Source organism: Streptomyces sp. NBC_00154, assembly GCF_026342835.1.
Classification (GTDB): domain Bacteria; phylum Actinomycetota; class Actinomycetes; order Streptomycetales; family Streptomycetaceae; genus Streptomyces.
The window spans coordinates 4133171-4154697 of sequence record NZ_JAPEMI010000001.1 but is presented as its reverse complement, the minus strand read 5'-3'; the positions used below and the strand labels follow the sequence as shown (position 1 = coordinate 4154697).

Annotated in this window: 24 protein-coding genes and 1 tRNA gene; 11 read left to right on the top strand and 14 right to left on the bottom strand. The window is 67.6% G+C overall.

Going from position 1 to position 21527, the window contains the following annotated elements:
- Positions 1 to 2 precede the first annotated feature (2 nt).
- The 5 genes from bcp (at position 3) to OHA03_RS18635 (ending at position 3785) form a co-directional block, all read left to right on the top strand.
- Positions 3 to 470 (top strand): thioredoxin-dependent thiol peroxidase, encoded by a 468-nt coding sequence (bcp, locus tag OHA03_RS18655; RefSeq protein ID WP_267004952.1) that lies wholly within the window; start codon positions 3 to 5, stop codon positions 468 to 470.
- 112 nt (positions 471 to 582) lie between these two features.
- Entirely contained in the window at positions 583 to 2079 is a 1497-nt protein-coding gene (gene proP, locus OHA03_RS18650; protein WP_267004951.1) for a glycine betaine/L-proline transporter ProP, read from the top strand.
- Positions 2080 to 2248: 169 nt separating this feature from the next.
- Positions 2249 to 2866, top strand: coding sequence for an HNH endonuclease (locus tag OHA03_RS18645; RefSeq protein ID WP_267004950.1), 618 nt, complete (start codon positions 2249 to 2251; stop codon positions 2864 to 2866).
- Positions 2867 to 2922: 56 nt separating this feature from the next.
- On the top strand, positions 2923 to 3699 hold the full coding sequence (locus OHA03_RS18640) for an HNH endonuclease (RefSeq protein WP_267008092.1): 777 nt from the start codon (positions 2923 to 2925) through the stop codon (positions 3697 to 3699).
- 11 nt (positions 3700 to 3710) lie between these two features.
- A tRNA-Leu gene (locus tag OHA03_RS18635) sits at positions 3711 to 3785 on the top strand.
- A 52-nt stretch (positions 3786 to 3837) separates the two neighbouring features.
- Here OHA03_RS18635 and rdgB read toward each other — a convergent pair.
- The 4 genes from rdgB to OHA03_RS18615 all read right to left on the bottom strand — a co-directional run bounded on the left by rdgB (position 3838) and on the right by OHA03_RS18615 (position 6067).
- The gene (gene rdgB, locus OHA03_RS18630) at positions 3838 to 4440 is read right to left on the bottom strand and encodes an RdgB/HAM1 family non-canonical purine NTP pyrophosphatase (RefSeq protein WP_267004949.1); all 603 of its coding nucleotides are present in this window, start codon (positions 4438 to 4440) and stop codon (positions 3838 to 3840) included.
- Between the two features lie 34 nt (positions 4441 to 4474).
- On the bottom strand, positions 4475 to 4873 hold the full coding sequence (locus tag OHA03_RS18625; RefSeq protein ID WP_267004948.1) for a hypothetical protein: 399 nt from the start codon (positions 4871 to 4873) through the stop codon (positions 4475 to 4477).
- 103 nt (positions 4874 to 4976) lie between these two features.
- On the bottom strand, positions 4977 to 5714 hold the full coding sequence (rph, locus tag OHA03_RS18620) for a ribonuclease PH (protein WP_267004947.1): 738 nt from the start codon (positions 5712 to 5714) through the stop codon (positions 4977 to 4979).
- An 89-nt stretch (positions 5715 to 5803) separates the two neighbouring features.
- On the bottom strand, positions 5804 to 6067 hold the full coding sequence (locus OHA03_RS18615) for a PTS glucose/sucrose transporter subunit IIB (RefSeq protein WP_267004946.1): 264 nt from the start codon (positions 6065 to 6067) through the stop codon (positions 5804 to 5806).
- A 191-nt stretch (positions 6068 to 6258) separates the two neighbouring features.
- Here OHA03_RS18615 and OHA03_RS18610 point away from each other — a divergent pair, with 191 nt between their 5' ends.
- Positions 6259 to 7569 carry a PTS transporter subunit EIIC gene (locus OHA03_RS18610; protein ID WP_267004945.1) on the top strand — a complete coding sequence of 437 codons (1311 nt, stop codon included), beginning with the start codon at positions 6259 to 6261 and terminating at the stop codon, positions 7567 to 7569.
- A 264-nt stretch (positions 7570 to 7833) separates the two neighbouring features.
- Positions 7834 to 9138 (top strand): PTS transporter subunit EIIC, encoded by a 1305-nt coding sequence (locus OHA03_RS18605; protein ID WP_267004944.1) that lies wholly within the window; start codon positions 7834 to 7836, stop codon positions 9136 to 9138.
- A 75-nt stretch (positions 9139 to 9213) separates the two neighbouring features.
- Here OHA03_RS18605 and OHA03_RS18600 read toward each other — a convergent pair whose 3' ends face one another.
- Positions 9214 to 9966, bottom strand: coding sequence for an MBL fold metallo-hydrolase (locus tag OHA03_RS18600; protein WP_267004943.1), 753 nt, complete (start codon positions 9964 to 9966; stop codon positions 9214 to 9216).
- A gap of 182 nt (positions 9967 to 10148) precedes the next feature.
- Here OHA03_RS18600 and OHA03_RS18595 point away from each other — a divergent pair, with 182 nt between their 5' ends.
- Entirely contained in the window at positions 10149 to 10628 is a 480-nt protein-coding gene (locus OHA03_RS18595) for a type II toxin-antitoxin system PemK/MazF family toxin (RefSeq protein WP_267004942.1), read from the top strand.
- Between the two features lie 169 nt (positions 10629 to 10797).
- On the opposite strand, the gene OHA03_RS18590 is transcribed toward OHA03_RS18595, so the two are convergent.
- The 7 genes from OHA03_RS18590 to clpS all read right to left on the bottom strand — a co-directional run bounded on the left by OHA03_RS18590 (position 10798) and on the right by clpS (position 15694).
- Positions 10798 to 11748, bottom strand: coding sequence for a PLP-dependent cysteine synthase family protein (locus OHA03_RS18590; RefSeq protein ID WP_030923093.1), 951 nt, complete (start codon positions 11746 to 11748; stop codon positions 10798 to 10800).
- Positions 11748 to 12026 (bottom strand): MoaD/ThiS family protein, encoded by a 279-nt coding sequence (locus tag OHA03_RS18585; protein WP_030971063.1) that lies wholly within the window; start codon positions 12024 to 12026, stop codon positions 11748 to 11750. Before OHA03_RS18585 ends, OHA03_RS18590 begins: the two co-directional genes overlap by 1 nt.
- 109 nt (positions 12027 to 12135) lie before the next feature.
- On the bottom strand, positions 12136 to 12261 hold the full coding sequence (locus OHA03_RS18580) for a putative leader peptide (protein ID WP_256223732.1): 126 nt from the start codon (positions 12259 to 12261) through the stop codon (positions 12136 to 12138).
- A 136-nt stretch (positions 12262 to 12397) separates the two neighbouring features.
- On the bottom strand, positions 12398 to 12829 hold the full coding sequence (locus tag OHA03_RS18575) for a Mov34/MPN/PAD-1 family protein (RefSeq protein ID WP_030923086.1): 432 nt from the start codon (positions 12827 to 12829) through the stop codon (positions 12398 to 12400).
- An 89-nt stretch (positions 12830 to 12918) separates the two neighbouring features.
- Positions 12919 to 14358 carry an amino acid permease gene (locus tag OHA03_RS18570; protein ID WP_267004941.1) on the bottom strand — a complete coding sequence of 480 codons (1440 nt, stop codon included), beginning with the start codon at positions 14356 to 14358 and terminating at the stop codon, positions 12919 to 12921.
- A 375-nt stretch (positions 14359 to 14733) separates the two neighbouring features.
- Positions 14734 to 15315 (bottom strand): DUF2017 domain-containing protein, encoded by a 582-nt coding sequence (locus OHA03_RS18565; protein ID WP_267004940.1) that lies wholly within the window; start codon positions 15313 to 15315, stop codon positions 14734 to 14736.
- 64 nt (positions 15316 to 15379) lie between these two features.
- Complete coding sequence (clpS, locus tag OHA03_RS18560; RefSeq protein ID WP_030971071.1) at positions 15380 to 15694, bottom strand: ATP-dependent Clp protease adapter ClpS; 315 nt, start codon at positions 15692 to 15694, stop codon at positions 15380 to 15382.
- Positions 15695 to 15773: 79 nt separating this feature from the next.
- Between clpS and OHA03_RS18555 the strand changes: the two genes are divergently transcribed.
- Entirely contained in the window at positions 15774 to 17102 is a 1329-nt protein-coding gene (locus tag OHA03_RS18555) for a nicotinate phosphoribosyltransferase (protein ID WP_267004939.1), read from the top strand.
- A 168-nt stretch (positions 17103 to 17270) separates the two neighbouring features.
- A complete protein-coding gene (locus OHA03_RS18550) occupies positions 17271 to 17855 on the top strand; it encodes an isochorismatase family protein (protein ID WP_267004938.1) in 585 nt (194 codons plus the stop codon).
- A gap of 92 nt (positions 17856 to 17947) precedes the next feature.
- Here OHA03_RS18550 and OHA03_RS18545 read toward each other — a convergent pair whose 3' ends face one another.
- Both OHA03_RS18545 and OHA03_RS18540 read right to left on the bottom strand, forming a co-directional pair.
- Positions 17948 to 18280: a hypothetical protein gene (locus OHA03_RS18545; RefSeq protein WP_267004937.1), complete on the bottom strand. Its 333-nt coding sequence runs from the start codon at positions 18278 to 18280 to the stop codon at positions 17948 to 17950.
- A 124-nt stretch (positions 18281 to 18404) separates the two neighbouring features.
- A complete protein-coding gene (locus tag OHA03_RS18540) occupies positions 18405 to 20804 on the bottom strand; it encodes an immune inhibitor A domain-containing protein (RefSeq protein ID WP_267004936.1) in 2400 nt (799 codons plus the stop codon).
- Between the two features lie 370 nt (positions 20805 to 21174).
- Here OHA03_RS18540 and OHA03_RS18535 point away from each other — a divergent pair, with 370 nt between their 5' ends.
- Entirely contained in the window at positions 21175 to 21522 is a 348-nt protein-coding gene (locus OHA03_RS18535) for a hypothetical protein (RefSeq protein WP_267004935.1), read from the top strand.
- Positions 21523 to 21527: the final 5 nt, after the last annotated feature.

Here is a 21527-nt window from a genome sequence, read left to right as displayed (position 1 = left end):
CCATGAGCGAGCGACTCCAGCCCGGCGACACCGCCCCGGCCTTCACCCTCCCCGACGCCGACGGCAACGACATCTCGCTCGCCGACCACAAGGGCCGCAAAGTCATCGTCTACTTCTACCCGGCCGCCCTCACCCCCGGCTGCACCAAGCAGGCATGCGACTTCACGGACAACCTGGGGCTCCTGACCGGCGCCGGATACGACGTCATCGGCGTCTCCCCCGACAAGCCGGAGAAGCTCGCCAAGTTCCGCGAGAAGGAACACCTCGAGGTCACACTGGTCGGCGACCCGTCCAAGGAGACCCTCCAGGCCTACGGCGCATTCGGCGAGAAGAAGCTCTACGGCAAAACGGTGACGGGCGTCATCCGCTCCACGGTCATCGTCGACGAGGAGGGCAAGGTCGAACGCGCCCTCTACAACGTCAAGGCAACCGGCCACGTAGCCAAGATCATCAAGGACCTCGGCATCTGACCGCCGCCGCGCCCCTGTGACGGGCGTCGCACTTTCACGCCCCATCGGTTTGCGACCGCCATGACCGCGCAGAAGCCTTTCCTGGAACATCCACCGAGGAAAGGACCCGGCCATGGCGGCCTCCGACCTTCAGCAGGTGGCCGACCCCGAAGCGGTCAAACGCCACCCCACCCTCTTCCGCGCCATCCGGAAGCGGAGGAACCCCAGGCTGCGCCGGTCCGACATCACCGTCACCGACGACCAGGCAGTCAAGCGGGCGGTGAAGGCGGCCTCCCTCGGCAACGCCATGGAGTGGTTCGACTTCGGCATCTACTCCTACCTGGCCGTCACCCTGGGGCACGTGTTCTTCCCGTCCGGGAACAGCACCACCCAGCTGCTCTCCTCGTTCGCCACCTTCGCGGTCGCCTTCCTGGTACGCCCGCTCGGCGGAATGTTCTTCGGCCCCATGGGCGACCGGATCGGCCGCAAGAAGGTCCTCGCCCTCACCATGATCATGATGGCGGTCGGCACCTTCGCCATCGGCGTCATCCCGTCCCACGCCTCGATCGGCCTCTGGGCACCCGCCCTGCTGATCTTCTTCCGGCTGGTCCAGGGCTTCTCCACCGGCGGGGAGTACGGCGGCGCATCCACCTTCATCGCCGAGTACGCCCCCGACAAGCGCCGCGGCTACTTCGGCAGCTTCCTCGAATTCGGCACCCTGGCCGGATACGTCGGCGCAGCCGGTCTCGTCACCGCACTCACCGCCGTCCTCGACACCCCCGCCATGGAGTCCTGGGGCTGGCGCATCCCGTTCCTCGTCGCCGGCCCCCTCGGCCTGGTCGGCCTCTACCTCCGACTGCGCCTCGACGAGACCCCGGCCTTCCAGAAACTGGAGGGCAGCAACGCTCAGGCCACCGAGGCCGCCGACAGCGTCGAGACGACCGCCAAGGGTGACCTCGCAAAGATCTTCCGGCAGTACTGGCCGACGCTGATCCTCTGCATCTGCCTCGTCGGCGCCTACAACATCACCGACTACATGCTGCTGTCGTACATGCCGACGTACCTCTCCGACGAACTCGGCTACAGCGAGACCCACGGCCTGCTCATCCTGCTCGCCGTCATGGTCTTCCTGATGCTGATCATCAGCCAGGTCGGCAAGCTCTCCGACCGCTTCGGCCGCAAGCCGCTGCTGATGGCGGGGATGCTGGGTTTCCTCTGCCTCTCGCTCCCCTCCTTCCTGCTGATCCGCCAGGACGGCATCCCGGCCATCACGATCGGCATGCTGATGTTGGGGCTCTCCCTGGTCTGCATGCTCGGCACGATGTCCGCCGCACTCCCCGCCCTCTTCCCCACCCAGGTCCGCTACGGCTCCCTGTCGGTCGGCTACAACCTCTCGGCCTCGCTCTTCGGCGGTACGACCCCGCTGGTGATCACAGCGCTGATCAGCTGGAGCGGCACGAACCTGATGCCGGCGTACTACGCGATGGCTGCGGCCCTGGTCGGCGTGATCGCGGTGGCCTGCATGAAGGAGACCGCCCAGCAGCCGCTGGACGGCTCGCCCCCGTCGGTGGAGACGGAGGAGGAGGCGGCGGAGCTGTGCGCGGCACAGACTCCTGAGCCCAAGTTCTGAATCCGGACCCCTGACCCCTGACCCCGTCCCCCGGGAACGGCCCGCCCCGCTTCAGCCGAAGCGGGGCGGGCCGTTCCATATCTCACCGCATTTCGGACGTGACTATCCGATAAACGGTTCGTTGCTCCTTACGAGATCGCGAACGTGCGGTCGGGGACGGAGGGGATCGATGACGGTTCGATACACCCGTGAGCTGCTCGAAGAGGCAGCACGTGAAACGGACAACTTCAGCGACGCGGTCCGGTGGTGCGGGGGCACTCCTACGGCGGGCAGCAGGCGCTACCTGCGCCAGAAGATGACAGAGGCGAAGATCGACACGTCGCACTTTCCGAAGACATGGGTGCGCTACACGGAGGAGGCTCTGAGGGAGGCGGTCGCAGCCTCATCCTCGGTCACGGAGGTGCTGGAGCGGCTGGGGATCAGCCCTGTGGGCGGCAGCCACACGCACATCAGCAGGCGGATCGCATCTCTGGGCGATGTATCCCACTTCGCGATGCGCCGAGGCCGATCCAAAGGCTCACGCGACGACCTGCTCGTGTTGGGCTCTCCGCAGGACGGGCGGATCGCCGGCGCACGGCTCCGTCGAGAACTCCTTCGGATCGGGATACCGGAACGCTGCGCTGAGTGCGGCACGGACACCGTATGGAACGACAAACCACTGCGGCTCGAGGTCGATCACAGGAACGGCAACTGGTGGGACAACCGACCGGGGAACCTGCGGTTCCTCTGCCCCAACTGCCACTCTGCGACGGACACTTATCGCGGGCGTAAGCGGAGGGCGGCGTGAGCGCTCCCATGTACACGCGCGAACGATTGGGGGCGGCCGCTGCCGAGTCATCCAGCATGGTGGATCTGATGCGCAGACTCGGCGCCACACTCGGCAGCGGATCGCGCGGCTACCTGAACCGGCGACTGCGGCACTACGGCATAGACACGTCCCATTTCCGCGAGGAACCACTGCCGGAGCGAGAACGCCGCTCGTACTCGAAAGAACTTCTGGCCAAGGCTGCGGCACACTCCCACAGCATCCGGGAAGTGCTGGAGTACATGGGCCTTCCACCCCGGGACAGCCCGTACGGACATGTCCGCAAGAAGCTCGACCAGTACGGCATCGACACCTCTCATTTCACGCGTGGCCGCCGATATGGAGCAGGCTTCCTGGCCCGAGACGATCTGGTGGCGGCCGTGGAGGCATCATTCAGCCTCGCCGGCACGCTCAGGCTTCTCGGTCGTGTCGACAACGGCGCCGGTCGTGCTCTCGTGAAGCGGAGCATCGAAGCGCACGGCATCTCAACCGAACACTTCACAGGGCAAGGCCACTTCCTCGGGGCCTCTTCTCCCTACCGCAAGCCTGCACAGGAGATACTGAGGCGGCTCGACCCACCCTCGCCCCGGACAAGGACCGCTTTTCTGCGACGCGCACTTGATGATCTAGGTGTCCCGCACGAGTGTGCTGCGTGCGGCATCGACGATCTCTGGCGGGGCAAGCGCCTGGTCCTGGAGATCGACCACATCAACGGCGACCGGATCGACAACCGCCGCGAGAACCTGCGATACCTGTGTCCGTCCTGCCACAGCCAGACCGAATCCTTCTCGAACCGACGTGGCCGCGCACAGTAGAGTGGGCGCGCGGGTCCGTACCCCAGCTGGCTAGAGGGCGCCGGTTTAGGTCCGGTGTGTCGTGGGTTCGAATCCCACCGGGCCCACAGGCAAGAAGCGGTCGCCACCTTCCTTTCGAAGGTGGCGACCATTTGCATGTCACCCCACCAGCTCCCGCACCACCGGCACCAGCGCCCGGAACGCCTTCCCCCGGTGGCTGATCGCGTTCTTCTCCGCCGGGGTCAGTTCCGCGCAGGTCACGGTCATGCCCTCCGGCTGGAGGATCGGGTCGTAGCCGAAGCCGTTCGTGCCGGACGGGGTGTGGCGCAGGGTGCCGAGGAGGTGGCCCTCGACCACGTGTTCCGTGCCGTCCGGGAGGGCGAGGGCTGCCGCGCAGGCGAAGTGGGCGGCGCGGTGGGCGTCGTCGATGTCGGAGAGCTGGGCCAGGAGCAGGTCCAGGTTGGCGCGGTCGTTGCCGTGAGTGCCGGACCAGCGGGCCGAGAAGATGCCGGGGGCGCCGCCGAGTACGTCGACGCAGAGGCCTGAGTCGTCGGCGATCGCGGGGTGGCCGGTGGCCTGTGCGAGGGCGTGGGCCTTGAGGAGGGCGTTCTCGGCGAAGGTGACGCCGGTTTCCTTGACGTCGGGGATGTCGGGGTACGCGTCCGCGCCGACGAGTTCGTGGGTGAGGCCGGCGTCGGCGAGGATCGCGTGGAGTTCGTTGACTTTCCCGGCGTTGCGGGTGGCGAGGATCAGGCGGGTCATGTGCCGATTATCGCGGGGCGGGCCGGGTCCGGTGCTACGAGGTGCAGACGTTGCCGATCTCCTTGGCGGCGTCGGTGACCGGGGTGACGTCGGGGGTGGCGTCGCCGTTGTCTATGGAGGTGCGGACGTTCTTGACGCCGGTCTGGAGGTCGTCGACGGCCTTGGAGAGGTCGGCGTTGTCGGTCGTGTCGCCGAGGTTGCCGAGTTCCTTGTCGATCTCGTCGAGTGCTTCGGCCGCCTGAGTGGGGTCGTTCGAGGCGTTGGAGACGGCCTGTTGGAGGTTGTTGACGCTGGTGGCGATGGCGTCGGCGGTACGGACGCAGTCGAGCGCCTTGTCGACGGCGCCGCAGCCGGTTGCTGCGGTGAGAGCGATGGTGAGGGCGGTCAGGGTCAGCGCGACGGTGGTGCGACGGTGGCGGGTGGCCTTGGCCATGGTGCGGGTTCCTCCCCGGATGCGGATACGCGGACGGGCGCACGGTTCGACCCGTGCGCCCGTACTCGTCACGACGCTCTGTGGTGCGTACTTGGTTGCTTCTTTACTCGCCGAGGGTGCGGGCGAGTGCCACGTGCTGGTAGGCCGTCAGGTCGACGCAGCCCGCGGTGGCGAGGTCGACGAGCACGTTCAGTTCCTTGCGGTCGAACGGCTCGGCCTCGGCGGTGCCCTGGACTTCGACGAAGCGGCCGTCGCCGGTGCAGACGACGTTCATGTCGGTCTCGGCGCGGACGTCCTCCTCGTAGCAGAGGTCGAGGAGCGGGGTGCCGTCGACGATGCCGACGCTGACGGCCGAGACGGTGCCGGTGAGCGGCTTGCGGCCGTGCCTGATGAGCTTCTTGCCCTGGGCCCAGGTGATGGCGTCGGCGAGGGCGACGTATGCGCCGGTGATGGCGGCGGTGCGGGTGCCACCGTCGGCCTGGAGGACGTCGCAGTCGAGGACGATGGTGTTCTCGCCGAGGGCCTTGTAGTCGATCACGGCGCGCAGGGAGCGGCCGATGAGGCGGCTGATCTCGTGGGTGCGGCCGCCGATCTTGCCGCGTACGGATTCGCGGTCGCCGCGGGTGTTGGTGGAGCGGGGCAGCATGGAGTATTCGGCGGTGACCCAGCCTTCGCCGCTGCCCTTGCGCCAACGCGGGACGCCTTCGGTGACGGAGGCGGTGCAGAAGACCTTGGTGTCGCCGAAGGAGATGAGGACTGAGCCTTCGGCGTGCTTGCTCCATCCGCGTTCGATGGTGACGGGGCGGAGCTGTTCGGAGGTGCGGCCGTCGATACGAGACATGGCGTCGAGCCTATCGGCTGCGCCGCAGGCCCCGGTCCGGGCGGGAGCGGGGCCTGTGGGGTGTGGAGCCGGACGGGCTCAGCGGGTGGTCACATCATGTCTTCGATGTCGGCGGCGATGGGGTCGGCGTCGGTGCCGATGACGACCTGGATCGCGGTGCCCATCTTGACGACGCCGTGGGCGCCGGCGGCCTTGAGCGCGGCTTCGTCGACCTTGCTCGGGTCGATGACTTCGGTGCGGAGGCGGGTGATGCAGCCTTCGATCTCTTCGATGTTGTCGATACCGCCGAGCCCGGCGACGATCTTCTCAGCCTTGCTGGCCATGTCGTTCTCCCTGATTGTTCGCGTCCGCATGCCGGCCCACCATGGGTCCGTTTCGTCACGGTAACGCACGGTTGGCCCAACTTCACGAGCGAGCTGTCGACCCATCACCAATGATGACGATCACCGGCGCCCTGCCTTCCGGGTGGGCCCGCACCGTGACGCAACTGGTCTACACCAGTTTGCGTCGACCGCCAAACGTGGCCTGTTACGGGAGGACGACGATGAGCTCCGACAGCGCCGCCGTGCCACGGAAACAGTGGTGGAACGGTCTGTTCCAGGGCCTCCAGAAGATGGGTCGCAGCCTCCAGCTCCCGATCGCGGTGCTCCCGGCCGCAGGTATTCTCAACCGGCTCGGCCAGGAGGACGTGTTCGGGAACAAAGGGCTCGGCTGGAACAACGTCGCCAAGGTCTTCGCCGCGGCCGGTGGTGCGCTGCTGGACTCCGGGCTGGGACTGCCGTTGCTGTTCTGCGTCGGTGTCGCCATCGGGATGGCGAAGAAGTCGGACGGCTCGACAGCGCTCGCCGCGGTGACCGGCTTCCTCGTCTATTACGCGGTGCTGCACGCATTCCCGGTGGACTGCGCCCCCGGCTCCACGTTCACCGCCGGCGGCACCTGGTTCGGCACCTGTGTCACCGGCGACGCCAAGGTGACGGCCGCCGAGTACCAGAACCCCGGGGTGTTCGGGGGCATCGTGATGGGCCTGCTGTCCGCGTGGTTCTGGCAGCGGTACCACCGCGTCAAGCTGGTCGACTGGCTGGGCTTCTTCAACGGCCGTCGGCTCGTGCCCATCATCATGGCGTTCGTCGGGCTGCTCTTCGCGGCCCTGTGCGCCTGGCTGTGGGCGCCGATCGGTGACGGTCTGATCAGCTTCTCCAAGTGGCTGACCGATCTGAACTGGCTGGGCTCCGGGATCTTCGGCGTCGCCAACCGCGCACTGCTGGTCATCGGCCTGCACCAGTTCCTGAACACCTTCGTCTGGTTCCAGTTCGGCGACTTCACGAAGCCGGACGGGACGGTGGTGCACGGTGACATCAACCGGTTCCTGCAGGGCGACCCGACAGCCGGGCAGTTCACCACGGGCTTCTTCCCGATCATGATGTTCGCGCTTCCGGCGGCAGCCCTGGCGATCTACCACTGCGCCAAGCCGCATCGCCGGAAGGCGGTCGGCGGCATGATGCTCTCGGTCGCCCTGACGTCGTTCGTGACGGGTATCACCGAGCCGATCGAGTACTCGTTCCTCTTCGTCGCCCCGCTCCTGTATGCGATCCACGCGGTGCTCACCGGTGTGTCGATGGCGGTGAGCTGGGGGCTGGGCGTGAAGGACGGCTTCAGCTTCTCGGCGGGCCTGATCGACTACGTCATCAACTGGAGCCTGGCGACGAAACCATGGCTGATCATTCCGATCGGTCTCTGCTTCGCAGTGGTGTACTACGTGCTGTTCCGGTTCGCGATCACCAGGTTCAACCTCCAGACCCCTGGACGGGAGCCCGACGAACTGGAGGCAGAGATCGAGAAAGACCTCGTCAAGTAGGTCTACGGCCGGACTCCACCCCCCGGCCGGCAAAGGCCCCCGGACCTCACGGTCCGGGGGCCTTCGTCATGTCACTGAACGTATCGATGAGCTACTGCGAAGTAGTCGACATTTGCAGGTTCCTTATACAACCCACACCGTGCTAAAACTGGTCTACACCACTGAGTGGTCCAGACCACGTGACGCCCGTCACGTTTCTAGAGTCGTCGCCCCCCAAAAAAGATCCCTGTTCCTGGCGGCGCCTTTGCCTACTGGAGGAAGTTGATGAGTACGGCCACCGCCTCGGCGGCCCCCGCAAAGAAGCGGGGCTCCGGCCTGTTCCAGGGCTTGCAGAAGGTGGGACGCAGCCTCCAGCTGCCGATCGCCGTGCTGCCCGCCGCGGGGCTCCTGCTCCGCCTCGGCCAGGGGGACGTCCAGGAGAAGCTGCACCTTCCGGCTGATGTCGCGAAGGTCTTCGCGGGCGCCGGCGGCGCCATCCTGGACAGCTCGTTCGGGCTGCCGCTGCTCTTCTGCATAGGTGTGGCGATCGGCTTCGCGAAGAAGGCCGACGGCTCCACGGCGCTCGCGGCGGTCGTGGGCTTCCTCACCTACTACGCGGTGATCCACCAGTTCCCGATCGAGGAGGGCCACAAGGGCGCCACCTACACCGGGACCGGTCTCGGCGGCGGTTTCTGGCAGAAGGGCACCGAGGCAGCCACCGCTGCGACCTTCCAGAACCCGGGTGTCCTCGGCGGCATCATTCTCGGTCTGCTGACCGCCGTGCTCTGGCAGCGCTTCCACCGCACCAGGCTGGTCGACTGGCTGGGCTTCTTCAACGGCCGCCGGCTCGTCCCGATCATCACGGCCGCCGTCGGCACCGTGCTCGGTGTGCTGGTCGTCGTGGGCTGGGAGCCGATCGGCAACGTCATCACCAACTTCGGTGAGTGGATGACCGGCCTGGGTGCCACGGGTGCCGGCCTGTTCGGCCTGATCAACCGCGGTCTCATCCCGATCGGCATGCACCAGTTCGTGAACTCGGTCGCCTGGTTCCAGATCGGCGACTTCACGAACTCCGCGGGTGATGTCTTCCACGGTGACCTTCCGCGCTTCTTCGCCGGTGACCCGAACGCCGGTATGTTCATGACGGGCTTCTTCCCGATCATGATGTTCGGCCTCCCCGCAGCCGCTCTCGCCATTGCGCACACTGCTCGCCCCGAGCGCCGCAAGGCCGTGATGGGCATGATGATGTCGCTCGCGCTGACGTCGTTCGTCACAGGCGTGACGGAGCCGATCGAGTTCTCGTTCATGTTCATCGCGCCGCTGCTGTACGCGATCCACGCGGTCCTCACGGCCATATCGATGGCGGTCACCTGGGCGCTGGGCATCCACATGGGCTTCAGCTTCTCGGCCGGCCTCACCGACGTCCTGATCAACTGGGGCATCTCCACCAAGCCATGGCTGATGATCCCGGTCGGCCTGGCCTTCGGAGCGATCTACTACGTGGTCTTCCGCTTCGCGATCACCAAGTTCAACCTCCCCACCCCGGGCCGCGAGCCCGAGGAGGAGCTCGAGGACCTGACGAAGGCGTAAGCCTCAGCAGCGCCAACGCAGAAGCCCCCACCCTCCGTCCGGAAGGTGGGGGCTCTGTCGTACGTACGCGGGACCCTAGATCTCGTAGACCGCGCCCGGGACCGCCAGTTCCGCCGGGCCGCCGTAGATCGCGCGGGCGTCCGCCAGATTGCGGTCCGCGTCCGTCCACGGCGGGATGTGGGTCAGGACGAGCCGGCCCACCTTCGCGCGCGCGGCGAGCTCGCCGGCTTCGCGGCCGTTGAGGTGGAGGTCCGGAATGTCCTCCTTGCCGTGGGTGAACGACGCTTCGCAGAGGAACAGATCGGTGCCATCGGCGAGTTCGTCCAGCCCCTCGCAGGTTCCGGTGTCGCTGGAGTACGTCAGCGAGCGGCCGTCGTGCTCGATGCGGATGCCGAAGGTGTCGACGGGGTGGCAGACCTTCTCCGTACGGACCGAGAAGGGGCCGATGTCGAACGAGCCGGACTTCAGCGTGTGGAAGTCGAAGACCTCACTCATCGCCCGCTCGGACGGGGTGTCGCCGTGCGCGGCCGTCAGCCGCTGCTCGGTGCCGTCGGGGCCGTAGACCGGGATGGGCTCCGGTCGTCCGCCGTCGTGCCGGTAGTAGCGCACCACGAAGTACGCGCACATGTCGATGCAGTGATCGGCATGGAGATGGCTGAGGAAGATGGCGTCCAGGTCGTAGAGACCGATGTGGCGCTGCAGCTCGCCGAGGGCGCCGTTACCCATGTCGAGGAGCAGCCGGAAGCCGTCGGCCTCTACGAGGTAGCTCGAGCATGCCGAACCCGCTGACGGGAACGAGCCGGAGCAGCCGACGACGGTGAGCTTCATGGAGCGTGAACCTCCGAGACGTGGGAACGGGGAGGGTTCGTGCGATTTGTTGAGCGTAAGGCGCCAAACACCTGGTCGCTCCTTCAGGGCCTGCCGTTGTGGGCGAACTCACCTGCTCTGTCACCGGTTCGATGGAAGCGGTTGCGAGGTGCGGGCCGGCGGGGCGCCGGTACCGTCGGTGCATGAACATGTCCTGGTGGCCGGTGCTCGGCGCGGTCGTACTGCTGGCGCTCATTGCCGCGATTGCCGACGGGCGGGGCCGGCTCGGGCGCGGTGACCGGCGCCCGGGTGGGCGCCCGAGGGGGCGGACGCGCCCGCCGGGGAGGACGGAGGGGCCCGGGGGCGGGCCGGAGCGCACGCCGCGGCCGGGTGAGATCTGGTGGGCCGAGGTCCCGTACGAGGACGGGCCCGGGTCGAAGGACCGGCCGTGCCTGGTGCTGTCGGTACGCGATGGCACCGCGCGCGTCGCGAAGATCACCAGCAAGTATCACGAGGAGCGGCCGGGGGTGATCGCGCTACCGCCGGGCGCGGTGGGCGATCCGCGGGGACGGGCGAGCTTCCTGGAGACGGATGAGCTGCGGGATGTGGTGGTGCGGGGGTTCCGGCGGCGGGTGGGGGTGGTGGATCCGGGGGTGTGGGATCAGGTGCGACGGTTCGGGTGAGGTGCAGGGGGCGGCGGCGGTGGGCTGTCCGCCACCTGCCCCTTCCCGACCATGACACTGCGCGGCTCCGCCGCGGCCCCCACTCCTCACATGCAGGAGGGGCCGAAAATGCCGGGCGGGCTGGATGTTTCCAGCCCGCCCGGCATCCGGGAACCGCCTGAGCGACGTGCTACGCCCAGAGCTGGCCGTGCAGCGTTTCGATGGCCGCTTCCGTGGTCGGGGCGGTGTAGACGCCCGTCGACAGGTACTTCCAGCCGCCGTCCGCGACGACGAAGACGATGTCGGCCGGCTCGCCGGCCTTGACCGCCTTGTTGCCGACGCCGATCGCCGCGTGGAGTGCCGCACCGGTGGAGACGCCCGCGAAGATGCCTTCCTGCTGGAGGAGTTCGCGGGTGCGGGTGACGGCGTCGGCGGAGCCGACGGAGAAGCGGGTGGTGAGGACCGAGGCGTCGTAGAGCTCGGGGACGAAGCCCTCGTCGAGGTTGCGGAGCCCGTAGACCAGGTCGTCGTAGCGCGGCTCGGCGGCGACGATCTTGATGTCCGGCTTGTGTTCGCGCAGGAAGCGGCCGACGCCCATCAGCGTGCCGGTGGTGCCGAGGCCCGCCACGAAGTGGGTGATGGAGGGCAGGTCGGCGAGGATCTCCGGACCGGTGGTGGCGTAGTGGGCGCCGGCGTTGTCCGGGTTGCCGTACTGGTAGAGCATCACCCAGTCGGGGTGCTCGGCGGCGAGCTCCTTGGCGACGCGGACGGCCGTGTTGGAGCCGCCGGCCGCCGGGGAGGAGATGATCTCGGCGCCCCACATGGCGAGCAGGTCGCGCCGTTCCTGGGAGGTGTTCTCCGGCATGACGCAGACGATGCGGTAGCCCTTGAGCTTGGCCGCCATGGCGAGCGAGATACCGGTGTTGCCGCTGGTGGGTTCCAGGATGGTGCAGCCGGGCGTCAACCGGCCGTCCTTCTCGGCCTGTTCGACCATGTGGAGCGCGGGGCGGTCCTTGATCGAGCCGGTGGGGTTGCGGTCCTCCAGCTTGGCCCAGATGCGGACGTCGTCCGACGGTGACAGCCGGGGCAGGCGGACGAGCGGGGTGTTGCCCACCGCGGCGAGCGGGCTGTCGTACCGCATCAGTTCATGCCGCCCGCGACGGCCGGGAGGATGGTGACGCTGTCGCCGTCGCTGAGCTTGGTGGAGATGCCGTCGAGGAAGCGGACGTCCTCGTCGTTGAGGTAGACGTTCACGAAGCGACGGAGTTCGCCGCCGTCGACGATGCGCTCACGGATGCCGTTGTGGCGGCTGTCGAGATCCGTGAAGAGGTCGGCGAGGGTCTCTCCGTTGCCTTCGACGGCCTTCGCGCCGTCGGTGTAGGTGCGGAGGATGGTGGGGATGCGGACCTCGATGGCCATGGCGTGGGCTCCTGTCGAAAGCGGAGTGGTGGCGTGGGGCGTGGGGCGCGCGGCTCTGCCCCCCGCGCAGGGAAAGTGCGATGGTCGGCGCTTCGGGCCGGGACCCGGCTCAGGCCTTGCCTGCGACGGGGAGGCGGCTCGTACAGATCGCGCTGGAGAGCCTGCACAGGTCGACGTGCAGGCGCGCGACGAGCAGCGTGCCCGGCGTCTTCTCGCTCACGTCATGGGGAACCATGGGCTCATCGTATCGATTCCCGGTCCGGATTCCGGCATGTGATCTCACGTGCTGGATGATGAGCGTTCGCCTGGTGGACTTCTGTCGGCGGGGAACGGGCCCGGGGGCGGGGCGCCGCCCCCGGCCCGCGGCCGGGTCAGGCGGGTTCGTACGCCTCGACGACCTTGACGTCCTCCTCGGTGATCACGCCGTCGACGATGCGGTACGAGCGGAACTGGAAGGGGCCCGCGTCGTCCGTGTCGGCGGTGGAGACGAGCACATAGTGGGCGCCGGGCTCATTGGCGTAGGTGATGTCGGTGCGCGAGGGGTAGGCCTCGGTCGCGGTGTGCGAGTGGTAGACGATCACCGGCTCCTCGTCGCGGTCGTCCATCTCGCGGTACAGCTTCAGCAGGTCCGCGGAGTCGAACTCGTAGAACGTGGGCGAGCGGGCGGCATTGAGCATCGGGATGAAGCGTTCGGCGCGGCCTGTTCCGGCCGGGCCCGCGACCACGCCGCACGCCTCGTCGGGGTGGTCCGCGCGGGAGTGCGCGACGATCTGGTCGTACAGCGCCTGGGTGAGGGTCAGCATGGCGCCAGGATAAGCAGAGGGCCCCCGCGACTCCGAGGAGTGGTACGCGAGGGCCCGCATGCTGGACAGAAGGTGCCGAAGGCGCTGGATCAGCTCTTGGCGAAGGCCTTGTTCTCGGGGTTACGGGCCTTGAGCACCAGGTACGAGACGCCGAGGATCAGAGCCCAGAGCGGGGCGCAGTACAACGAGATCCTGGCGTCCTTGTCGACGGCCATCATGACGATGACCATGCCGATGAAGGCGAGCGCGAAGATGCTGGTGTACGGGGCGCCGGGGGCCCGGAAGGTGGACTGCGGGAGTGCACCGCGGTCGGCCAGGAAGCGGTAGCGGATCTGGCAGACGAGGATCATGATCCAGGCCCACATGCCGGAGATGGTGGCGAAGGAGACGACGTAGGTGAAGGCGTCCCCGGGCCACTGGTAGTTGATCCACACGCCGACGAGCATGAGCGCGGCGGAGAAGGTGGTGCCGACGAGCGGGGTGCCGCTCTTGGTCAGCTTGGTGAAGAACTTCGGGCCCTGTCCGTTGAGCGCGAGGTCGCGCAGCATGCGTCCGGTGGAGTACATACCGGAGTTGCAGGAGGAGAGGGCCGCGGTCAGGACGACGAAGTTGACGATCGCGGCGCCGACGCCGAGGCCCATCTTCTGGAAGGCGGCGACGAACGGGGAGATGCCGGGCTCGAACTCGGTCCACGGGACGACCGACAGGATCATGATCAGCGCGCCGACGTAGAAGACGGCGATGCGCCACGGCACGGTGTTGATGGCCTTGGGCAGGACGGTCTTCGGGTCCTTGGACTCGCCCGCGGTGACGCCGACGAGCTCGACGGCGAGGAAGGCGAACATCACGATCTGCAAGGTCATGAGGGTGCCGCTGATGCCGTGCGGGAAGAAGCCGCCGTCGGACCAGAGGTGGGTCACGCTCGCGGTGTCCCCGGCGTCGGAGAAGCCCAGGGTGAGAATTCCGGCGCAGATGAGGATCATGCCGACGATGGCGGTGACCTTGACCATCGAGAACCAGAATTCCAGCTCACCGAAGAGTTTCACGGAGATCAGGTTCACGCCGTACAGGATGATCGTGAAGATCAGTGCGGAGACCCATTGGGCGATGTCGAACCAGTACGTCATGTACTGGGCTGCCGCGGTGACTTCGGTGATTCCGGTGACGACCCAGAAGAGCCAGTAGGTCCAGCCGGTGACAAAGCCTGCGAAGGGCCCGACGAATTCGCGGGCGTACTCCGAGAAGGAACCCGAGACCGGGCGGTACATGAGGAGTTCACCGAGCGCCCGCATGATGAAGAAGATCACCAGGCCGGCGACGGCATAGGCCAGGATGAGGCTGGGTCCCGCCTTGGCGATGGCCTTGCCCGCACCGAGGAAGAGGCCGGTGCCGATGGCCCCGCCGATTGCGATCATCTGGATCTGGCGGGCGCCGAGGGCGCGCTGGTATCCCTCGCCCGAGGCGGCCGCGTCCGTTGTTGCTGCGGCCGGACGGCCGTCTTGTCCCTTGTCGACCTTCGCCGATGTCATGGTGATGCGCCTTTCTCCACGCCGATCCGCGCCGTTGAGGCTGCGGATCAGGTCCTGATCCCCCCGGATATGGATGGAGTGCGACCGGCGATCCGCCGGCTGTAGCGCCCCCGGGAACAGGGGTGGCGTCCCCGGGTGGTCGTGAAGATTTATCACGGGCCAACCGGTGATCCGCCGGACATTATGTGGCGCATACCTCAGGAAAAAGCGGACAAGCGTTTCCAAGCCGCCGCAAAAAAGGCCGTTCAGGTGACGGGATCGTTATTCGGATTTGAGCGTTCGTTGAGCGAACACTCGGCGGGAACGGCACGGGTGATCTTCGGGTCCACGTGGGAATGGCGGTTCGGTCCGGCCCCGGGAACGGCAGGACAGCCCTTACGGCATCAGGGTCTCGACGAGGGTTTCCTGAAGCGCGCCCAGCCAGAGATAGGCCATGACCATGGGCTTGCGCGGGTCGCTGTCGGGCAGCCGGTAGAGAGATCCCTCGCCGCCTTCGTCCTGGTCGGAGACGTCCAGGCGGGTACCGATGGTCAGCCTGAGGTCGTTGAGCGCGCCGAGCCAGTTGCGGCATTCGTCGGCGGTGAGCGTGAGGATCCCGCCGTCCTCCCCTGCCGGGATCGCGTCCAGGGTGCGTACGACGGTGAGGGCGTCGTCGCGCTTGCGGGAGCGCAGGTCGTTCTCGGTGTACCGGCGGAACTCGGCCGACGCGGCGCGCAGTTCGCTGTCGTCGTCGCCGTACGCCTCCGGGAAGAGGCGGGCCAGGGCCGGGTCGGTCGGCGGTTCGCTGGGTCCTTCGGCGAACAGGGCGGCGAGCGGGTCCTCGCCCTCGGCCGGTTCGTCACCGGGGCCGATCAGCTCGAGCAGCTGGACGGCGAGGGAGCGCAGGATCGCGATCTCCACCTCGTCGAGCGCGACGGCCGCGCCGCCGCCGGGGGTGGCCTCGAAGTGGCCGGCCATGGGTTTTCTCCGATGGTGGGTCGGGCGGGGCAGAGGACGGGGCGGGTCGGGGGAAGGGGGCGTGCTAGTTGCGGTCCTGCGTGAGGGTGGCCCAGAGCCCGTAGCCGTGCATGGCCTGGACGTCGCGTTCCATCTCTTCACGGCTGCCGCTGGAGACGACCGCGCGGCCCTTCTGGTGCACGTCGAGCATGAGCTTGTGGGCCTTGTCCTTGGAGTAGCCGAAGTAGGCCTGGAAGACATAGGTCACGTAGCTCATGAGGTTGACCGGGTCGTTGTGGACCAGCGTCACCCAGGGCACATCGGGCTCGGGGACGACGAGGTTCTCCTCGGCCGATTCTGGACGCTCGATCTCTACGGGGGCGACGCTCACCCACCCCATGCTGCCACCCAGGAGGGGGCAGCGCACAAACAGACCCTAGATCTCGTCACTTTGACGAAATAGGGGTAGCATCCGTGCCATGAACTCTGCGGACCTTGGGCGACGGGTCGGTGTGCCGTCGACAGCGCTCTTCACCGACCAGTACGAGCTCACGATGGTGCAGGCCGCACTGAAGGCGGGCACAGCCGACCGGCACTCGGTGTTCGAGGCATTCACCCGCCGGCTGCCCGAGGGGCGGCGCTACGGCGTCGTCGCAGGCACCGGACGGCTGCTCGACGCGGTGGAGAACTTCCACTTCGACGACGAGATGCTCACCTTTCTGCGTGAGCGGAACGTCGTCGACGGGCCGACCCTCGCCTGGCTGGCGGACTTCCGCTTCAGCGGCGACATCTGGGGCTACCCGGAGGGCGAGGTGTACTTCCCCGGCTCACCGATCCTGCGGGTCGAGGGGTCCTTCGCCGAGTGCGTGCTGCTGGAGACGGTGATCCTGTCGATCCTCAACCACGACTCGGCGATCGCCGCGGCGGCGTCCCGCATGTCGGTGGCCGCAGGCGGGCGCGGGCTGATCGAGATGGGTGCACGACGCACCCACGAACTGTCGGCGGTGGCGTCGGCGCGTGCCGCGTACGTCGGCGGCTTCGACACGACGTCCGATCTGGCGGCGGGGTTCCGCTACAACATCCCGACGGTCGGGACGAGCGCGCACGCGTTCACCCTGCTGCACGACACCGAGCGCGACGCGTTCCGGGCACAGGTCGACTCGCTCGGCCGGGGCACGACGCTGCTGGTCGACACCTACGACGTCGCCGAGGCGGTCCGTACGGCGGTCGAGGTCGCCGGGACCGGGCTGGGGGCGGTTCGGATCGACTCCGGGGACCTGTTGCTGGTCGCGCACCGGGTCCGCCAGCAGCTCGACGAGCTGGGCGCCACCAAGACGAAGATCGTGGTGACGTCGGACCTGGACGAGTACGCGATCGCGTCGCTGGCCGCGGCGCCGGTGAACGCGTACGGCGTGGGCACGCAGCTGGTGACCGGCAGTGGTCAGCCGACCTGCTCGATGGTCTACAAGCTGGTCGCCCGGGCGGTTTCCGCCGATCCGGCGGAACCGCTGCAGCCGGTTGCGAAGAAGTCGTTGGGGGCGAAGTCCTCGGTGGGCGGTCGCAAGTGGGCCGCGCGGCGGCTGGACGAGTACGGGGTGGCCGAGGCCGAAGTGATCGGCACGGGTCCGGTGCCGGACGGCCTGGCCGACCGGCAGCTGCTGGCCGAGCTGGTCAGGGGCGGTGAGGTGGTCGCCCGCGAGCCGCTGGACGCGGCCCGGCAGCGGCACATCGCGGCGCGGCAGGGGCTGCCGATGTCGGCGATGCAGCTGTCCAAGGGAGAGCCGGTCATTCCCACGGAGTACGTCTGAACGTGCGACGGCGGGAGGGCGACGGGCGGCGATAGCAGCGGACGCCCCCTCCCGCAAGGCGGCCCCAGTCTCTAGGCTCGATTCCGTCCCTTCTCCCACCGTTCCGCTCGCATTTCTCCCCCCGGTCGGACCTCCCCCGTCGGACCGCCCCATCGAAGGACACCCGCCATGCATCGCGCGTTGATCGTCGTGGACGTACAGAACGACTTCTGCGAGGGCGGCAGCCTCGCGGTGGCGGGGGGCGCCGATGTCGCCGCCGCCATCACCGACCTGATCGGCGAGGCCCAGGCCGGTTACCGCCATGTGGTGGCCACCCGGGACCACCATGTCGACCCGGGCGACCACTTCTCCGAGCAGCCGGACTTCGAGCACTCCTGGCCGGCGCACTGTGTAGCCGGTACGGAGGGGGTCGGCTTCCACCCCAATTTCGCCCCGGCGGTCGCCTCCGGCGCGATCGACGCGGTGTTCGACAAGGGGGCGCACGCGGCGGCGTACAGCGGCTTCGAGGGCCTCGACGAGAACGGGGAGGGGCTGGCGCGGTGGCTGCGGGACCGTGGTGTGACGGAGGTCGACGTGGTCGGCATCGCCACGGACCACTGTGTGCGGGCCACGGCGCTGGATGCGGTGCGGGAGGGGTTCACGACGCATGTCCTGCTGGACCTGACGGCGGGGGTCGCCGCGGCGACCACGGGGCAGGCGCTGGAGGAGCTCCGGGAAGCCGGGGTGGAGCTTTCCGGCAAGCCGGTGGTGTAGGGCGGGGGCCTTCCGGGGCCGCCCGGCGGCCGCTTCGTCCTCGATCGTGCGTGCCGGACCCCGCGAGCCCAGCATGATCCAAACGAGAGGCCCTAAGTCTGCTGGGCCGGCACCGTTGGGGTGAGCAGCGTGCGTATGGGGTGCCAGAGTTCCTGGGCGTTTTCGGGTCTTGCTCGCCAGAGGAGGCCGTCCGGGTGGTGCAGCACTGCGGTGACCTCGTCGGGGGTGGGGGGTTCCGCGTTGCCGCGGAGGTAGACCGCGCGCAGGCCCAGGTTGCGCAGGCGGGTCAGTGCGCGGGCCCGGTTGGCCGCGTGGACCAGGACCCGGACCGGGCTGCCCGGACCCGTTCCGTCCGCCGGACCGTTCAGGGTGATCGCGACCACCACACTGCCGTTCGGCAACTTGCTGAATCCTCCGCCGGCCATACTCCGCACTCCCCCGTGAGACGTCGTGTCAATAAGAATCCGAACAAGAGGCACCTAAACACGATCGGCCGCCGCCCGCTAGAGGGCGACGGCCGATCATGCTTTGACCTGCGGTGATGCGGGATTACTTGTGCGAGGCGCCAACCTTGACCGTGATCGTCGAGCCGCTGAGCGGCTCGCTGACGATCGTGATCCGCGTGTTGGTGTCAGCGACCTTCACGCTTCCGGTCTTGTTCTCCTCGTACCAGTAGGTGCCCTTGTGGTCGTCGAAGACCGGGACGCCGAGCTGCGGCTTGATCTTGACCGCCACGTCGGCCTTGTGCAGCGTGAAGCCGTCGGTCGGCCACCAGCTGAACGGCGCGTCGAAGGGCTGGATCTTGTTGCGGATGACGGTGCCGTCGGCCCACTTCAGCGGCTTCGCATGCGCGTCGACCGGCAGGATCAGACCCTGGCCCGGGTGGGCGGAGACGTTGTTGTCCTTCTGGGAGGTGTCCCAGAGCCAGATCAGCAGACCGTTCTGGTACGGGTAGTGCTCGACCCAGTCCGGACGGGTCGTGGAGAAGCCGAAGTTGTACGGGCCGACCTTGAGGGTCTGGTCGTACGAGACGTACTGGCGGTTCTCCGCGAGGTAGTACTGCGGGTACTCCTTGGTGAACGACTCGCCGACGCGGGAGAAGCCCTTGGCGGTCCAGCCGTTGTCGTCACCCTCGGCGTTGTCCGAGAAGAGCACGGCACCGTCGGCGTTGACCGCGATGGTGTCGGCCGCGAAGCCCACACCGCCCGCGCCGCCGTCGGTGGTGTAGCGGAAGCGGATGTCGATCTTCTTGCCGGCGTAGGCGTCCAGCGAGTACGAGAGCTTCTGGTACTTGCCGGAGACGTCGGTCAGGGCCGGCTTGTCACTGGCGTCGCGCGGGATCGCCTTGCCGTCGGCCGTGCCGTCGATCGCGGTCCAGCTGGCGCCGCCGTTCTCCGACACCTCGGTGTAGAGGTAGTCGTAGTCCTTCTCGATGTCCCACCAGCCCGAAAGGTCCAGGGACGCCTTGGACTTGCCGGTCAGGTCGACCGAACGGGACAGGGTGTTGTTGAGGTTGTCACCCATGTCGCTCCACCACTGCTTGGAGCCCTCGGCGGGCTTCGTGACAGCGGTGGTGACGGCCTTGTCGGGCAGCGTGACGACGAGCGCCTGCTTGTCCTTGGTGTTGTACTCCGAGACACCCAGCTTGTGGACCGAGTCCGTCGCGGCCTTGGCCGAGGCGTAGTTGAGCCAGCCCAGCTGCAGCTTGTCCCAGGCGGTCATGTCACCGGGCAGATCGCCGATGGCGTTCTTACCGGTGCCGAGCCAGGAACCGGCCGACATCAGGGACCAGAAACCGACCGAGTTCTCGGCGGTGTTGGTGGTGTCGTACAGGTCCGGCAGACCGAGGTCGTGGCCGTACTCGTGGGCGAAGACGCCCAGGCCGCCGTTCTCGGGCTGCGCGGTGTAGTCGCCGACCCAGATGCCGGTGTCACCGATCTGGGTGCCGCCGGCCTTGTTGTCGGCCGGGCCGGTCGCACCGGCGTTGGTCCCGTACGCGTACCAGCGGTGCGCCCAGATGGCGTTCGCGCCCTCGACGCCGCCGCCCGCGGACTCGTCCTCACCGGCGTGCACGATCTGGAAGTGATCGATGTAGCCGTCGGGCTCGTTGAAGTTGCCGTCGTTGTCGAAGTCGTAGCGGTCCCACTGGTCGTAATTCGCCAGGTCCGCCTTGATCTGCTCCGGCGTACGGCCCTTGGCCTTCTGGTCGGCCGCCCAGGCGTTCACGCCGTCCCGGATCATGTCCCAGGAGTTGGCGCAGTTGGACGAGCCGCAGTAGTTGGAGCCGTAACGGGCCTCGTTGTACGGAACCTTCACCCAGTCGGAGACCTCGCCGTCGACCGAGTAGCGCCCGGAGGACGTCTTCTCGTAGTACGTCTTCAGCGAGTTCTTGCCGGCGCCCTCACCGAAGTAGAGGTCCTGGAAGTGGGCCTGGTTGTAATCGGCCTGCCAGGCGGTGCTGTTGTCCTTCGCCGGATCCGGCTTGGCTATCGTGTTGTGCAGCGGTCCGGGCGTGCCGCCGTACTTCTTGACGGGCGGCTTGGGCCCGTCACCGTCCGGGTCGAACATGGTCGTGTCGTCGACCTTGTCGCCGAACTCCACCAGGACCGTGAAGATCTTGTCCGTCTTCTCGCGGCCGAGCTCGACGTACTTCTTGTCGTCGAGCTTGACGACCTTGGAGCCGTCGCGCGTCGACACCTTCTTGTCGCCCGCGATGACCTGCTCCAGAGCGGCCTGACGCTGTGCGTCCTGCTGCTCGCTGTAAGGGCCTTCCAGGTCGTGCGCGCCGCCCTTGGCCGACCCCGGATCACGGCGGTCGACGATGGAGCTGCTTGCCCCTGGGGACTTTTCGTCCGCCTGGGCTGTGGCGAAGGCTGACGCCGTAGCGGCGGTGGCGGCCATGGCCACGACAACCGCCGTGGCGCGAAGCGCCCGTCTCTTAGTGGTCACTTGATGCTGTCCCTCCCCGGCGTCCGCGGCTGCAGCCTTGGGGTGTGGCGGGGCCGCGCGCGGATACGCGTCACAAGTGACGACATTCGACCGGAGTTACGAGAGAAAAGACAGATCTTGACTTGGACAGGCCAAGTGCACTATGTAGAAGGGCATTTCCGTTATTCGGACGTTCATCCAGCAGGTAACCGGCGCGCCGAAGCGCCCTCCCGGAACCCGGGATGACTCAGTGCGCCCCCTGTGCACCGGCACCGTGGGTTAGGTCACGCTTACTAACGGTTCCTCCCGGGCATCCACCGTCGTAGAGTCGCGTGACAGTGCGACCGCGTTGAGAGACTGCCCATCCGAAGCCCCGAGGACGGATACCGCCATGCCGCGTCCCACTGCTGCACAGCTCTCCTACGGATCGGTCACCGTCGTCTTCTCGACGCTCGCCATGCTGCTGCTGTCGCGTACGAGTTCGGGCGTCGGCATCGCCGTCATCGGAACGGCGGCGATGGCGCTCGGCCTGCTGGTGGCGGTCACCGTACCCCTGCCGCTGCGGACGAAAACGCGGAAGGCGGCGAAGACGGCAACCGGGGTTCGTACGAACCCTGCCGTCCCCACCGCCACTTCCGCCACGTCTACGGGAGATGTCGTCATCGACGATGTCCACCGGGCCAGGATCCCGGCCGTCCACGCGCCCGAGCGCGTGGGCGAGCACTCCCTGCGCCGCTGATCGGG